Raw genomic sequence first — 15,783 nt, forward strand, 5'->3', positions numbered from 1 at the left:
GTTAGGCCTTCGCCAGCGCCTCGCGCATTTGCTGAATGACGCTATCGTATCCGTGCGGGTCGCTGGCCTGGTGAGCACTAAAGATGGCTGAACCGGCCACAAAGGTATCAGCGCCTGCAGCGGCAATCTCGGCGATGTTGTCCACTTTTACCCCGCCATCGATTTCCAAACGAATATCATATTTCGAGGCATCGATGCGCGCCCGCGCTTCGCGCAGCTTGTTCATCGTACCGGGAATAAATGACTGGCCTCCAAAACCTGGGTTGACGCTCATCAGTAGCACCATATCGACCTTATCCATGACGTAGTCGAGGTAAGAAAGCGGCGTCGCCGGATTAAATACCAGGCCTGCTTTACAACCGCCATCACGGATTAACTGCAGCGAACGGTCAACGTGCTCTGACGCTTCCGGGTGAAAGGTGATATAGCTGGCGCCCGCCTCGATAAAATCGCTGATCATGCGATCGACTGGTTTAACCATCAGATGCACGTCAATCGGCGCAGTCACGCCGTGCTTGCGCAGTGCTTTACACACCATCGGGCCAATGGTCAGGTTGGGCACGTAGTGATTATCCATGACATCGAAGTGCACCACATCCGCGCCTGCAGCCAGCACGTTATCGACTTCCTCGCCCAGCCGGGCAAAGTCAGCCGATAAAATAGAGGGGGCAATCAAGAAATCCTGCGCAGCGGTCATATTCCATTCCTGCTTATCAATCAGTAGACGAAGGGGCTCACTCGATATACCTGCGATTGAGCAGGCAAGAGCAAAGCCAGGCCGCTATCTTATCAGAGCCGCTTAACAGAACCACGTATCCGCGTATTCGCAACTCATCACACATATATTCTTAAATAGAATATAAAACAAGATTGTAATTCCACATTGATAGTTTTAACCTTGGCAATATTGCGCCACGACGTGCTTATTGATTTAAGGAGTTCCCTATGACATTACCGACAATTTTCCGCCGCAGCCTGATTGCGGTTGCATTGGGCGTCACGGTCAGTGGCACCGCCGCTGCACAAGAGCGGGAGCTGCTCAACTCATCCTATGATATTGCTCGCGAGCTGTTTGCCGCGATCAACCCTGAATTTCAAGCGTGGTGGCAGGAAGAGCACGGTGAAGAGATTGAGATTAGCCAATCTCACGGCGGTTCTTCTGCCCAAGCACGCGCCATTCTCCAGGGTCTGCGTGCCGATGTTGTCACCTTTAATCAGGTAACCGACGTGCAAGTACTCGCGGATGCCGGGCTAGTAGCTGAAGATTGGCAGGACGCGTTTGAGAATAATGCCTCGCCCTACTACTCCACCACTGCCTTCTTGGTGCGTAAAGGCAACCCTAAAGGCATTGAAAGCTGGGACGACCTGGTACAAGAAGATGTCGAGATGGTCTTTCCTAACCCGAAAACCTCGGGTAACGGACGCTACACCTACTTGGCTGCCTGGGGCTTTGCCGAGAATGAATTCGACGGTGATGAAGAGAAAATTGAAGAATTCATGCGCACCTTCTTAGCCAACGTAGCGGTTTTCGATACCGGCGGCCGTGGTGCGACCACCAGTTTTATCGAGCGTGAAATTGGCGATGTACTGATTAGCTTCGAGTCTGAAGTGAATAATATTCGCAGCGAGTACGGCAGCGACGACTACGAAGTGATCGTACCGCCAGTGAGCATCCTGGCTGAATTCCCCGTCGCGGTTGTCGAGGAAAACGCTGAGCGCAACGGCAATAGCGATTTGGCCCAAAGCTATCTTGAGTATCTCTACACCGAAGAAATCCAGCGCCTGCTTGCGGGTTTCAACTACCGGGTACATAACGAAGCCGTGGTTGAAGAATTCGCTGACCAGTTCCCGGAAACCGAGTTGCTTGAAGTAGATGAAGTATTTGGTAGCTGGGATGAAGCTATGGAAACTCACTTCGAAGGTGGCGCCCTTCTCGACCAGTTGCAGCGCCGCTAATACTTACTCATGAGCCAACCTGAATTATGAGTCAACTTGCCTCGTGGCGAACCGGCAGCACACGTGTGCTGCCGGGTTTTGGCCTTTCTATGGGTATCAGCGTGCTGTTTATCTCGCTGGTGCTGTTATTGCCGATTACTGGCCTGTTCGGACAGTTAGCGGAGCTTAGTCTTGCCGAGTATTGGGCGATCATTACCGAGGGCCGTGTCGTAGCAAGCTATATGGTGACTATTGGCGCTGCGGCCGTCGCAGCACTGATTAACGCCGTGTTTGGTTTGTTACTAGCCTGGGTATTAGTACGCTATGAGTTTCCCGGCAAGCGCCTACTTGATGCATTAATGGACCTGCCCTTTGCACTGCCCACTGCCGTAGCCGGTATTACGCTAGCAACGCTATATGCCAGCAGCGGCTGGATGGGCCAACTTCTTGAGCCGCTGGGTTTTCAAGTCGCCTACACATGGGTGGGTATCGCGCTGGCCATGGCGTTTACTAGCATTCCCTTTGTAGTGCGTACGGTGCAACCGGTACTGGAAGACCTGCCCGCCGAAGTGGATGAAGCCGCCATGTCGCTGGGAGCTACCGACGGTGTCGCCTTTCGCCGTGTGATCATGCCGCATATCTGGCCCGCCTTAGTGACCGGTACCGGGCTTGCCTTTGTGCGCTCGTTGGGTGAATTCGGTGCCATCATCTTTATCGCTGGCAATATGCCCTACGAAACAGAGATCACTGCGCTAATGATTTTCGTCAAGCTACAGGAGTATGACTATGCAGGCGCGTCGGCAATTGCCTCGGTTGTACTGTTTGTCTCGCTGGCGCTATTACTGGCTATCAACATTTGGCAGGGCCGTTTTGTACGCCGCCTGCATGGAGGTAAGGGGTAATGCGTCGAATTGGTGATGCGCCGCTTATCCGGCGTCTGCTGATAGGGGCTGCCTTGCTGCTATCAGCGCTCTTTTTATTACTACCGCTGGTAGCCATTTTTGCCCAAGCATTTTCCCAGGGCGTCATGGTTTTCTGGGCCAACGTTAGTAACACTTTTACGCTGCATGCGATTGGCTTAACGCTGGTTATCGCACTAATGACCATTCCGGTATGTTTGGTTTTTGGTGTCGCACTGGCGTGGCTGGTCACGCGCTTTAGCTTTCCTGGGCGGCGCATTTTGCAAACGTTGATTGATATTCCGTTTGCAGTATCCCCCGTGGTAGCGGGTCTTATTTATCTGCTGCTCTATGGCCGTAACGGCTGGATCGGCAGTTGGCTGGATGGCCATGACATTCAGTTAATGTTCTCTTGGCCGGGCATTCTGATGGTGACCATTTTTGTTACTTGCCCATTTGTTGCACGGGAGCTGATCCCGTTGATGCAGGCGCAAGGCTCCCGGGAAGAGGAAGCCGCCGTGACGCTTGGCGCTTCCGGCTGGACAACCTTCCGCCGGGTTACCCTGCCCAATATTCGCTGGGCACTGCTGTATGGCGTCATTCTTACCAACGCCCGTGCGGTCGGTGAATTTGGTGCCGTTTCAGTAGTCTCAGGGGCCATTCGCGGCAAAACCAATACGCTGCCACTGCACCTTGAGCAGCTCTATCAGGATTATAACGCCGTGGGCGCTTTCGCTTGCGCGGCCTTACTTGCATTTATTGCCCTATTGACGCTCGCTGCCAAGGCCGGGCTGGAGTGGCGCGCATCACGTCGGGAGGCTTTTGTATGAGTATTCATTTACATAACATCGGTAAACACTTTGGCAACACCCAAGCATTAGAACCGATCGACCTGGATATTCACGAAGGCGAACTGGTGGGGTTGCTCGGCCCGTCGGGCTCAGGCAAGACCACGCTGCTACGGATTATCGCAGGGTTGGAAAATGCCGATCGCACCGCCCAACCGGGCAAAATCATGTTTGGCGACCGCGATGTCACCAACGTGCATGTGCGAGACCGCCGCATTGGCTTCGTGTTTCAGCACTATGCGTTGTTCCGCCATATGAGTGTATATGACAACGTGGCGTTTGGGCTGACCGTGCTATCGCGTAAGCGCCGCCCCAGCAGCAGTGAGATTCGCGCTCGGGTATTCAGGCTGCTTGAAATGGTTAAGCTGGAGCACTTGGCTAATCGCTACCCTGCTCAGCTCTCAGGCGGTCAGCAGCAGCGTGTGTCCCTGGCCCGCGCGCTGGCCGTGGAGCCGGAAGTACTGTTATTGGACGAGCCTTTTGGCGCGCTTGATGCCAAGGTGCGTCAAGAGCTTCGCCGCTGGCTACGCCACCTGCATGACGAGTTCAATTTCACCAGCGTCTTTGTCACCCACGACCAGGAGGAAGCGCTGGAGCTTTCCGACCGTGTGGTGGTGATGAGCAATGGCCGCATTGAGCAGATAGACACCCCCGATGAGCTCTACCGGGAGCCCAAAAACCGCTTTGTGTTTGAGTTTTTAGGCGATGTGAATCACCTTGAAGGCAAAGTGACCAACGGCGTACTCACCTGTGGCGACGCCTATTGGCACGTAGATCTACCCGATGGCCATGAAGAGCTGTTGCTGCGCCCTCATGAGGTGCGGCTAACCGAGCAACCCACCTCTGAGAGCCATTTGCCAGTCACCATCACCGCAATATCGCCGGTGGGCGCCGAAGTACGCGTAGAGCTAGAGGCGGATTGGCTAGCACAGCCGTGGCTGGCGACCGTCCGCCATACTGACTTTGAGCACTTGGCGCTACGCCGTGGTCAGCGCTTATTCGCCCATCCGCGCCACTGGCGACGCTTCTCCGAAACAGAGGCGAAAGCCGCAGAACAAAGTCGCGTTGCATAAAGCCTAAATAGCCGCCCCCTCACGGGGCGGCTATTATTAATCACCTACCCCTTTATTTTAAAAGCGCATTTGCCTAAAGGTTAGACTCACCCGCGGCTCGATATCTTTCTTGGTTTTAGGCAGGCTATGTAGCCAGTTTTGCTGAGTAGTACCTTTCATAATTAACAGACTGCCGTGCTCTAGCGTAAGCGACACACTCTCCCCTGTTTGTTTATGTTTAAACGAGAATTTCCTTTCGCCGCCTAAGGTCAACGCCCCGATTGCCCCATTCTCAACAAGGTCTTTTTCGGCATCACTGTGCCAGCTCATGCCTTCCTCGCCTGAATTATAAAAATTACCCAGGCACGAATTAAACCCCTCTCCGCAGTGGCTCTCCACGACCTGTTTAAGCTCACGCAAAAAGTCTGGCCACACTAACGCCATTTTTGTATAGCCAGAGTAGATATAGGAAACCGGCTTATCTGCATACCAGGCTATTTTCCTCTTTGTAACAATCTCCTTGCCGTAAATAAACGCGCGATCATGCTCCCAGCTTAGTTTGCTCATGCATTTATCTAAATACATAGCAGCTATGGGCGTATCAAGGATTTTACCGTGGTAATAAGCCGCCCCATCCTGTGGAAGCAGATTAATCAATTTCATATCATCGTTTTCAAACAGATCTGTATACGTCATAGCGATGCCTATTGCGTGCCCATTACAAAGACAGCAAGAAACGGGTTTTTCTCACACTAATAAGGAAGCAATACTGAGCGCCATGGGACCACACACCCGTGCCTATGGCCTGCTGGCTAATAGAAAACCTTGAAAAGGAAAATAAAATGAGAGCAGTAGACTATATACGGCTACTTTCGCTAGCCGCAATTTGGGGAGCTAGTTTCCTTTTTATGCGAATTTCATCACCAGCAATAGGAGCAATCAATACAGCTTTTTTCAGGGTCTTTTTTGGACTAGTTGGCTTGGCTGTTATCATCGTAATTATACGTAAAAGCCTGGCGTTCAGAGGCAAACTAGGCAAAATTTTTGTTTTGGGAATCATTAACTCAGGCATCCCATTTCTTATGTACAGCATAGCAGCAACATTACTACCTGCTGGCTATTCAGCGATTCTAAATGCAACAACGCCTTTAACAGGGGCCATGATTGGCTTTTTCATCTTTAGCGAGAGCTTAACTATAAAAAAATGGCTGGGCGTAACGCTAGGAATTATCGGCATTACGGTTATTACCACAGTGGGTGATTCAAATATTGTTGGTAACATCTATATTGGCGTTGCTGCCTGTATGATAGCCACTATTGGTTACGGCTTTGCTGGCTTTTTGACCCGAAAGTGGATAACCCAACAGGGCGGTCTGGATTCAACGCTGGTTGCGTTTGGCAGTCAAATAGGCGCTACCGCTTTTCTCAGCCCCTTTTTGCTTTGGAACATTTCATCTGGCCCCAGCATTGATTGGTTTCAAGGTGATGTATGGATCAGCCTGCTCGCCGTCGGCTTTTTATGCACCTCCCTCGCTTATATCCTCTATTTTAGATTGATCGCTGACATTGGGCCGTTACGTTCGCTCACCGTTACCTTCTTGGTGCCACCCTTCGCTGTGTTGTGGGGGTTTTTAGTCCTTGATGAAACGATTTCTAGCGGATTCTTACTTGGCTCTTTTATTGTTTTACTTTCAGTTTGGCTAATCGTAAGTCCAGATTCTCAAAAAAATAGCCTTGCGCACTAGCTTGCTTCACTTATCTCACAATGAAGATGGCGCGCTATGGTAATAAACAATGAAGTATTGGACATAGCTAAGAAAAGTCGCGTCGCCTGACCATACCGCCAGTGCGCTACCCGCGTTATACTGGCGTTTTAGCCATAGCGGAGGAAGACCATGCTTCGGCGTCACTTTTTACGACTTTCAGGTGTCCTACTTGCCAGCGCATGGCTAGCCGGTTGCACCAGCCCGCAATACTTACAGCTCAGTCCTGAACGTAACGCTCAGGTACCCCAGGTGGGTTCCGGCCAGCAGGTGACGGTGATAGCCCAGGATGGCCGCGAAAGCGATATTATTGGTAATCGTGCTGGCGGAGGAATGTCGACGGCGCATATTACCGTCAGTAGCCACGAGCTGATCCCACGTCTGCAGCAAGAAGCTGAGCGTGCGGTACGCGACATGGGCTTCAACCCTACCACTGAACAGGCTGAGGGACGTCCGTCCTTAACGTTGGAACTTGCCAGTCTCAATTACGCGCGTGGCGACAGCGGCCAGCCGTTGGTAGACGAAGCACGCCTTGAAGGGGTTTTTCGCGCTATTGCTCAAAACAAGGGCACCACTTATACGGGCACTTACACATCGCGCCGCACCCAGGGCTATGCCCTTAAACCCGATGCTGATAGCAACGCACGCATGCTGAGTGACTTGCTTAGCGATGGCTTGAACCGCGCCTTTAGTGACCCTGAGTTGGGGCGCCTCTTAGCACGTTAGGCTGATTTCCACTCCGATATGGGCCGCATCTGTATTGCCCCCCTGTGTTTATTCTCTATAACCACAGCGGCATTTACAGGCGCGGCCCGCGTCGTTCTAGCGCCCATACGCTCTCTATATAGCCACGCTCATCAGGGCTTTCCTCCTCCAGAAAGGTCAAAGCGAAGTTAGCCGAAAACAGGTTGTCGAGCTCATCAGCGGTCACACTATAAGGAGGCCCTGCGTCACCCTCGTCATGCGACAAGCTAATCAGCAGGCCTTTGGCGCCAGGCGGGACTAACTGCGCAAGGTGAAAGGCATAGCGCTGGCGAGTGGCAGGCGGCAGCGCTATCAGCGATGCACGATCATAAAACGCACCAATCTCGGCCGCATGCTGAATATGTAAGTGAAAAAAATCGCCACACCAGAGTTCAACATTACCCTGGCGGGAGATAGTAAATCCTGCCTGTCGGTAACGTGATACCGGTGTGCTGCGCTGCGCCAAAAACTGCTCAATGGCCTCAGGAGCAAATTCAATGCCTAGCACGGGATGCCCCTGATCGGCCAACCAGCGCATATCAAGACTTTTACCGCACAGCGGCACAAGCACCTTGGTACGATCAGTAACGCCAAGCGAGCCCCAATGACGCTGCAGCGCCGGGTGCGTCTGCTGCAGGTGGAAACCAATGCGCCCTTCTTGCCAGCGCTTGCGCCATTGATCGCTCATTATTTAGCCACCTTCGTATCGATTCCGCTATTCGTTTATTTGTCCAAACGCGTGGCTAGAACCAGCGGTCACGCTTCTTCTGCCGACGTGGCAAGTGAGGCACAATCAGACCCACCAATAATCCCGCGCCAGCCACACCGCCACCGTACATGAAATACCGCATTAGGAGGTCTTCTTCTTGCGTTTCCAAACGCGCCTGGAGTCCTCTTACCTGCTGACGCGACTGCTCTGCCTGGCTGTCGAGCTCTTGATTGCTTGCCTCAAGCTCGGCAATGCGACGTTCACGCACATCAAGAGTCTCCGTCATTGAGGAAACACGCTGCTCCCAGGTATCGTTGATCCCTTCAAGCTCAGCAGTTAACTCCTCAACTCGCGCTTCTAACTCGGGTAACTGCTCGATCGCGCTCGGCGTTTGCTGAAGCTCATCACTCAACACCCAGACCGTATTGCCGTCGCTATTGCGCACCCGTGTGTAGTCTCCACTGGTTTCCAGCACAGCAACCTGTTCACCGGCATTCAATGTGCCAATAATGCGATAGCCATCGGTCGGACCACTACGCACGTAAGTGCTAAGCTCATCGGTCACCCAGGCTTGATTGTCGGCCTGAGCATGGGCCTGGATACTGGCAACGCTGAGCAAAATTCCAGCCGCAGCGGCGTAGTAATGAAAACGAAATCTATTTACGTGCATGACATCATGTCCTGATTTAAAACGCCGCAAGGCGGACGAAGCCAGCAGCGCTTACCGCTTAACTTAGCGGCGCGCATCTCATACGTTTACCCTTCTCCGCGTGGTGGCAACGGAAAGGGACGGGGGAACTCAGCTACACGAGCGTCAGTCTTTACCGCCTTCAAAGGCCCTTCTCTCTCCACTTCGTCGATGCGCACAATGGCATTCAACGGCAGATAACTTCGCTTAACGCCTTCAAAGGTTCGCTGCAGCTTTTCGCTTACAGGGTCGACGACTACACGTGAAGAATCTTCAAAGACAAACTCCTCGACTTCAATAAAGCCCCAGAGTTCGCTTTGAAATATTTCTCTGACATATAAATCCCAAATTTCACCCTGCTGGTGAACCACCACACGGTAGATCGGCTTGGCCGCCATCTTGGCCTATTCCTCTTGCCACTTGTACATGAAGTTGAACCGCCTAGCTTACCATATTCGTATCACTACGCCTTTAGCTAACCCTGCGTTTGCACGGGGACACTACATCCGTTGGCCAGCCACAAATCCCTTGTGTACGGTAACGATGAGCGGCTTGCTAGGTTTCATCACTCTTTCAGATTGAAGCTTCAATGCGAGTGAAGCCGCTTTACGCTTCCATAAGCACAATAAACAAACGCTCATAAAATCAAAGAATTAATCGAAAAATTCATTAAAGCGTTTGATATTGAGTTGGGCTTAATTCATTCTCAACGCATCATCACCCTCGATGGTAGCTAGAGAGCATATACGTTTCGTCCCTAGAGGAAACAGTCACTGAGCGTACTGCAATTTGGTACCTACTAGGGATTGATCTACTTTAAAGCGATGATTCACCCACATTTCGCGATCTACTAAAACGCCAAGAAGATCTCGACTTCTATGTATAATCCCTGTTGATGCTGGGATAAGGAGTCACCGTGAAGACAGATCAACTCACGTCTTCTCATGAAGATAGTAAGCTCAATGGCCTGTTGAGCAAGTTTGATGACGCCGTGAGCCTGCTTGCGCAGGCGCCCGCGCTCTCGAAGCCCGCCCAGTTACCGTATGTGATGGACACTGCACGGCATGTACTACTTCAAGATGGCGGTTGTGAAGCGCTAGAGTCGCGTGCACAAGCATTTGAAAATTCCGGTTTGTTTTCCGGTTCCGACTGGGAAACCCCCCAGTATTTAGTCCCAACGCTGACCACATTTTCGCTGAAAAGCCCCGACGCCAACGTGGTCGTGATTGAAGCGTTAAGTGAGCTGAGGCTACTGGCCGTTGCCAAAGGGGCCTATCCACATCCGCTTATTTCAGCAGAACATGCTCATCACTACCTAACCCAGGTAATGGCGATTAATTTATGGCTGCTTTTCTTGCCGCCGAGCGAGGCTGAGCGCGAAACCCAAGGACAACTGGCCACTATTCCACGCCAGCTTTTTCAGCATTTAGCCGATCGAATCGGCTACGAGCATATCGTCGACCAACTGATTGATGAGATTTGGCGCATTTTGAAGCAGCGTCCAATCCAAGTCGATGCGATCAAGCAAATGATCACTCAGATTGCGCTCTGCCAAGTCAATCCTGACATTGATCTTGGCATTAGCGGCCAAGGTGCCGATCGGCTGGTCAGTTCGCTCTACGGGCCGACTCAAGCGTGCCGTGAAGATCCAGGTGTGGATATTTATCGCGAGCGCTTGGAGCGTATGGACCAAGCCGCGCTTCAGGCAGAATCCACTGGTTTTGCTCGGGCAATGCACGATACCGGGCTGGTGTCACCTTATCATGCCGTATTACTACGCCACTTACTCGAGGAAGGTGACCACTTACTTTCTGAGGCGCTCGGCCTTTCGTCTACCGGGCGGGATTGTTTGCTCTGTTACCGCGAACTGGTCCAAGCGCTTATTCGTGGCGGTGTATATCCTGCTACTTCCCAAGCGGTTTACGGCCTAGCCCTAATGCTTGAGCGCGGCATCCTTTATCAGCCGCCGGTAGCGCCAGCAATGTGGCGACAACTTAACCTACCGCTCTCTGAATGGGCGCAGTCGCGTCTGCAAATGGCCTATGGCGACATTGCTTCTCCCCGTGCACGGCTGATCGAAGGTGTACTCTGCATGCTGGGGCTGCCCCTAGGGGTTGGTCAGGGGAATAACCCAACCTGCCAGTCGGCTCGGGCGCTCTCCATGTGGGCGTACAACGACCCAGACTACCTACTGCAAATGGTGGCGTGGGCGGCACGCGACGATGAAATCATTATGCACTTTGAAGGACAAGCGATCTCATCAATGGAGAGCTTGTCTGGGGTCGCCACAGAACTACCCATGGATCTAGACCCGGTCTCGCTAATTGTCGTGCCGCATCTGGATCGTATCTATGCAGAAATGGGACGACGCTGTATTGGTCGCGAAGGAGACCCTCACCGCTGGGTTAACCCTGAATTTCATGGCTGGTGGTCGGGCCGCGGCTTTCGTATTAATGTCGATGTGGCAACTGGCCAACTAAGCGATGTGGACGATTTTGTACGTCACTTTTACGCCTGTTATCACCCCTATTACAATGGCAACCAGCCGCTTATTCACCCGCAGCCGGCGGGTATTGCGGTCACCGATAGCGCGGCACGCTTTATCGGCTGGCACGCGATTACGATTTTGCGGGCGTCGCTAGATCCTTCTGATGTCATGCGGGTTTACTTCTATAATCCCAACAATGATAGCGGTCAGGATTGGGGTGACGGCGTTATTGTCAGCACCTCAGGCAATGGTGAACGCTTTGGTGAAGCCTCGTTGACGTTTGAGCGCTTTGCATCGCGGCTATATATTTACCATTACGACCCACTTGAGCGTGGCGAATTGGTTTCAGTCACTAGCGATGAGCTGGATAATGTTAAACGCTATCTACACCGTAGCTGGGGAGCCTCGCGCCTACCACCTACTGAACTGCAGGCTGATCAAGGCCCGAATGCGCCTTTAGACGAGGGTTAAGTAGCCCTCACAACGACACGTTTAATTATTATGATGCGACTCGATCAACTGTTAGTCAGCCAAGGGCTGACCAGCTCGCGCACCCGTGCTCAACGGCTTATTCGCCACGGGCGGGTACGCCTCGCCGAGAACGGCAAGCCACTCACCAAAGTGTCGGAAAAATGGCCTGAAGATACCTGTTTTGAGATGGAAGATGACGCCGAAGAGCGCTATGTGTCCCGTGCAGGTTTGAAGCTTGAGGCAGTGCTGATAGCGCTTGAGCTGCGTTTTGAAGACTGCATTGTCCTCGATATCGGCCAGTCCACCGGCGGTTTCACCGATTGCGCACTGCGCTTTGGCGCTTGCCATGTAATTGGCGTGGAAGTCGGCCATGGTCAGCTCGCGGCTGAACTTCGTAACGACCCTCGCGTGACCTGCCTGGAAGGATTAAACGCGCGCTCGATGAGCAACGCTAAAGCGCTCAACAGTCTACTGACGGTTCAGCCTATCGATAGCGCTGTAATGGACGTTTCGTTTATATCTCAAACGCTGATAATCCCCGAAATCGCCGCCTTGCTCCCTGCGGGCGGGCAGTTGATCTCGCTGGTTAAACCCCAGTTTGAGCTGACCCCCGGCGCACTGGATAAACGCGGCATTGTACGCAATGCCAAACATTATGCAGAGGTTGAAGCCAATATTCGTAGCGCCTGCGCCGCCTGCGCACTCGCCATTCACCATTGGCAGGAGAGCCCCATCACCGGCGGCGACGGCAACCGCGAGTTCCTCCTCCACGCTGTAAAAGTGGCTTAACTCGACGCGGGGGGCGTTAGCTCGCTAGCCGACTGTACTTTAACCGCTTCACCCTGCTCCGGGTGCAGCCACACATCCATCTGCTCAAAGGCCACACGAACATTCGCTTCGCGAAACAGCTGGTCTACCCTGCAATTAATTTCATCGGCAGCAAATAGCCGATCGAGCAGATCGTTGACAAAAATACGCAACTCAAAGTTAAGGCTATGTTGTCCATAGCTCAAGCAGAAAACCTGGGGTTCCGGGTCGGTGAGTACGCGGGGGTTTTCATCCGCTGCTTTACGAAGCAACTGGTGCACCTTAGGCATATCTGAACCGTGGGCCACGCCATAGGTGAGAACGACACGAGTAATATTATCCGACAGCGACCAGTTAATCAGTTGGTCGGTCACGAACGTTTTATTGGGGATAATGATCTCTTTGCGATCAAAGTCAGTCACGGTGGTCGCACGGATGCGGATACGGCTGACAGTGCCGTGCAAATTACCAAGCGTAATGGTATCGCCAATACGAATGGGGCGTTCAAACAGAATGATCAAGCCCGATATAAAGTTGGCAAAAATCTCCTGTAGACCAAACCCTAACCCGACACTTAACGCTGCCACCAGCCACTGAAGCTTGTCCCAGGAAACGCCCAGCGTCGAAAGCCCCATGACGATCCCGGTGCCCACAATCGTATAGGAGAGCAGCGAACTAATCGCGTAGGCACTGCCCTGCTTTAATGACAGCCGAGACAGCACCATCACTTCCAGCAGGCCGGGTAAATTGCCTGCCATAATAAACGTGATGGCGACAATCAGCAGCGCCGCAAAGATATCGGATATCGAGAGCGCATTATCAACCAGGTCACCCTCTTGTGCTTCCCACAGTGACACATTATCTAAATAGCCGAGTACCGATAGCAAATCGGACCAAACCAGGTAAAGCAGCGCACTAAAGCCAATCAGCAAAATCAATTTGGAAAGACGTAGTGATTGGCTATTGATCTGTTCCATATCTAGCGGCGGCTCTTCTACCACTTCCAAGCCACCTTCGGCGCCCTCTTGCACCTGAGCCCGGCGACGCGCTAACGCACGGCGGTAGGCAAGACGCCGTGCGGCGACGGCTAAGCTCCTGACCAGGGTAGCTTCCACTACGACCCACAGCCCCAGCAAGTAAAGCGTGATAACAAATCGCGCCACTAAGCGCAGCGCTGTGTATTCATATCCCCACACCACCAAGCCCAGCAGGATCAAAGGCACCGACGCCATCGCCAACCCTAGCAGTAAGCGAAACAGACGAACGCCAAAGATAGGAACATGTGCCAGTATCAGCTGTGCTAGCCACCAACTCATGGCTAACAAGCCACACGATAACAACATCAGCGCCACAGGGCGTAGCGCCAACGGGGTTTCCATTTCCCCTGACATAGCCGCAATGCCGATTACCGGCACCAAGGAGATGCCTAAGCCACGTAAGAGTTGGCGTAAACGGGCACTGTATTGCGGTGACCAGGTGAAGTGGCGCTCAGCCACGCCATCGGCCACCAGCAGCCTGCGCGCCCATGCAATTACGGCCCAGCTTAAGGCCAATTGAAGCATCGCGGGGGCGGCACTATCTGCCAACGGCCCCGCCGCCCCGAGCAGTCCAACACCAACGCCTGCTAGCACTAAGGGACCAGAGAGCGCCAATAATGCATTTAGCAGCACCGCCTTCGGCGTGTGCAGTTGAGTGTCACTTTTTAGCCGGCCAATTTGCGAATGAATCTTGGCTAGGCGCGCTTTAATCTGTCGCCTCAACCCCATAAGCAGCAGGCCCAACACCACTAGCGGTGCTCCTTTTAGCACTTCCCAAGAGAACCCTTGCCAACGAGCGGGCAAAATGGCACGCCACTCCCCCTCCTGCCACTCTAAACGTAAATTATTGGGCAATTGACGCAGCCAGTTAAAGTCCAGAGGGCGACTATTGGCGACCCAAAAAAGTTGTTCATCAATGGTTTCGCGTAGCTCACTGGTGGTCGTCAAAAGCTGCTGTTGATTCAGCTGTAGCTCAATCGCCGCACTCAACAAGCTGCCGTAAGACTGTTCCAACTGTTCGACGAGCTCACGACGGGATTGATAGAGCCGCGAGAGGGAGTCTACTAGGCCTGGCGTTGCCTCTATGCCTGCCTCCGATAGTCGTCTAACGGCAAACTGCTCGCTTTGGCGTAACTGGTCACGCTGGCGGACTAAATCAAACTGTTTAAGGCGTAGATCGGCAATTTCGTCTTGCAAATTACGCGGTGTCGCTAACGGGGGTAGTGATTTACGTTGTTCACGCAGAATTCGCGACAGTAGTTGACTGCCACGAATAGCCTCAATCTGCTCATTAAGGCTGCGCTGCAGTTGGCGTACATGTTCCAACTGGCGCTGGGCTTCGATATTTTCGCGCACGATACTGTTAGCGCGGTCTGTCGCTCGCAATAATTCAAGGCTTAATGCCTGGTTGGTTTGCTGTGCTTGCACCACCACAGGATGCCCTGCAGCAATGAGCGGATTGTCCCGAGCTGCATCGGCAATGGCTTGCTCGGAGGCCAGCCGACGCTGCCGATCAATCACCCCTTGAAGCATGCTTAGTTGCTGCTCTTGATAATCAATCTGTAGCATCAACACATCGCGACGCTGCTGCGCTAATTCACGCAGGCGGCTGTTAGCGCTTAGCTCACGCTGGTAAAAGCTTACTTCGCGGTCGGCAAGTGCCCGTTCTAGGCGTAATTGAATAAGGCGCGGGTCGTTCAACGCAGAAAGTTGGCGATCCGCCAGCAAAGCCTCGCGCTCATCGTGCTGTCGGCGTAAACTCTCTGCGCGCTGAAGGGTTTCAGCGATAGATTGTTGAGCACGCTCAGGAAGTGTTTGGGCAGCCAGCAGTTGGGAGTTCACTTCTGCTAGCTGGCTCTGCAACTCTTGAAGCTCGACCACTGCGCCCGTTTGCAGAGTTTCCAGTTCGTCGAGAGGCAGGTCGCTTAAGTCGGCAACTGAAAGCTGCTGCGAGGCGTCTTCAGCTTCGTTCAGCTCACGCTGAAGGCGTGCCAGCAGCTCGGGGGCTTGTTCTACACGCGTATCTAATGCAGCTAGACGCTCCTCAAGAGAGGTTAGCCGCTCATAAGCGTCAAGGGACGCCTCTAGGGCTTCTTTGTCACTAGTTTGCTGAGCCGTTAATGACCCTTCAAGCGTTTCCAACTGAGCAAGCCTTGAGGCCAACTCAGCCTGCTCAGGTACTCGTTCAAGCATATTGGCTTGGAGCGCGGCGCGGGCTGGGTTAGCGTTACCGCTGATAATGAACAGCAACAATAAACACGTTATAAACCAATTACAGGTGTGTCTCACCACGTTACTTATGCCTCATTGACATCAATCGCTCCGTAGATACGGATAATGAG

At 52.9% G+C, this 15,783-nt stretch carries 14 protein-coding genes; 8 read left to right on the top strand and 6 right to left on the bottom strand.

The window, feature by feature from the left end; genetic code table 11:
• Window position 1 precedes the first annotated feature (1 nt).
• Window positions 2–697: a ribulose-phosphate 3-epimerase gene (rpe, locus tag ACW44H_RS12505; protein WP_113271163.1), complete on the bottom strand. Its 696-nt coding sequence runs from the start codon at window positions 695–697 to the stop codon at window positions 2–4.
• A 248-nt stretch (window positions 698–945) separates the two neighbouring features.
• Here rpe and cysP point away from each other — a divergent pair, with 248 nt between their 5' ends.
• From cysP to ACW44H_RS12525, 4 genes are read left to right on the top strand one after another with little or no spacing between them, the layout of a single operon-like run.
• Window positions 946–1,956: a thiosulfate ABC transporter substrate-binding protein CysP gene (cysP, locus tag ACW44H_RS12510; protein ID WP_457504807.1), complete on the top strand. Its 1,011-nt coding sequence runs from the start codon at window positions 946–948 to the stop codon at window positions 1,954–1,956.
• A gap of 26 nt (window positions 1,957–1,982) precedes the next feature.
• Window positions 1,983–2,837, top strand: coding sequence for a sulfate ABC transporter permease subunit CysT (gene cysT / locus ACW44H_RS12515; RefSeq protein WP_447046063.1), 855 nt, complete (start codon window positions 1,983–1,985; stop codon window positions 2,835–2,837).
• Window positions 2,837–3,664, top strand: coding sequence for a sulfate ABC transporter permease subunit CysW (gene cysW, locus ACW44H_RS12520; protein WP_457504808.1), 828 nt, complete (start codon window positions 2,837–2,839; stop codon window positions 3,662–3,664). The genes cysT and cysW overlap by 1 nt, the downstream gene beginning before the upstream one ends.
• Window positions 3,661–4,755, top strand: a complete 1,095-nt coding sequence (locus tag ACW44H_RS12525) for a sulfate/molybdate ABC transporter ATP-binding protein (RefSeq protein WP_457504810.1) — start codon at window positions 3,661–3,663, stop codon at window positions 4,753–4,755. The genes cysW and ACW44H_RS12525 overlap by 4 nt, the downstream gene beginning before the upstream one ends.
• A gap of 57 nt (window positions 4,756–4,812) precedes the next feature.
• Here the strand turns inward: ACW44H_RS12525 and ACW44H_RS12530 are convergent, their stop codons facing one another.
• The gene (locus ACW44H_RS12530) at window positions 4,813–5,430 is read right to left on the bottom strand and encodes an alpha-ketoglutarate-dependent dioxygenase AlkB family protein (protein ID WP_457504812.1); all 618 of its coding nucleotides are present in this window, start codon (window positions 5,428–5,430) and stop codon (window positions 4,813–4,815) included.
• 146 nt (window positions 5,431–5,576) lie between these two features.
• On the opposite strand from ACW44H_RS12530, the gene ACW44H_RS12535 reads away from it, so the two are divergent.
• A complete protein-coding gene (locus ACW44H_RS12535) occupies window positions 5,577–6,479 on the top strand; it encodes a DMT family transporter (RefSeq protein WP_457504813.1) in 903 nt (300 codons plus the stop codon).
• Window positions 6,480–6,629: 150 nt separating this feature from the next.
• Entirely contained in the window at window positions 6,630–7,223 is a 594-nt protein-coding gene (locus tag ACW44H_RS12540) for a YajG family lipoprotein (RefSeq protein WP_113271158.1), read from the top strand.
• Between the two features lie 73 nt (window positions 7,224–7,296).
• On the opposite strand, the gene ACW44H_RS12545 is transcribed toward ACW44H_RS12540, so the two are convergent.
• The 3 genes from ACW44H_RS12545 to ACW44H_RS12555 all read right to left on the bottom strand — a co-directional run bounded on the left by ACW44H_RS12545 (window position 7,297) and on the right by ACW44H_RS12555 (window position 9,036).
• A complete protein-coding gene (locus ACW44H_RS12545; RefSeq protein ID WP_457504815.1) occupies window positions 7,297–7,929 on the bottom strand; it encodes a thiopurine S-methyltransferase in 633 nt (210 codons plus the stop codon).
• Between the two features lie 55 nt (window positions 7,930–7,984).
• Window positions 7,985–8,620: a TIGR04211 family SH3 domain-containing protein gene (locus ACW44H_RS12550; protein ID WP_457504817.1), complete on the bottom strand. Its 636-nt coding sequence runs from the start codon at window positions 8,618–8,620 to the stop codon at window positions 7,985–7,987.
• 86 nt (window positions 8,621–8,706) lie between these two features.
• On the bottom strand, window positions 8,707–9,036 hold the full coding sequence (locus tag ACW44H_RS12555) for a DUF1820 family protein (RefSeq protein ID WP_113271155.1): 330 nt from the start codon (window positions 9,034–9,036) through the stop codon (window positions 8,707–8,709).
• Between the two features lie 518 nt (window positions 9,037–9,554).
• Here ACW44H_RS12555 and ACW44H_RS12560 point away from each other — a divergent pair.
• Window positions 9,555–11,597, top strand: coding sequence for a hypothetical protein (locus ACW44H_RS12560; RefSeq protein ID WP_457504818.1), 2,043 nt, complete (start codon window positions 9,555–9,557; stop codon window positions 11,595–11,597).
• A 30-nt stretch (window positions 11,598–11,627) separates the two neighbouring features.
• On the top strand, window positions 11,628–12,386 hold the full coding sequence (locus ACW44H_RS12565; protein ID WP_457504820.1) for a TlyA family RNA methyltransferase: 759 nt from the start codon (window positions 11,628–11,630) through the stop codon (window positions 12,384–12,386).
• Here the strand turns inward: ACW44H_RS12565 and mscK are convergent.
• A complete protein-coding gene (gene mscK, locus ACW44H_RS12570; protein ID WP_457504821.1) occupies window positions 12,383–15,691 on the bottom strand; it encodes a mechanosensitive channel MscK in 3,309 nt (1,102 codons plus the stop codon). The genes ACW44H_RS12565 and mscK overlap by 4 nt on opposite strands.
• Window positions 15,692–15,783 lie beyond the last annotated feature (92 nt).

It is taken from the genome of Vreelandella sulfidaeris Esulfide1 (assembly GCF_054072535.1).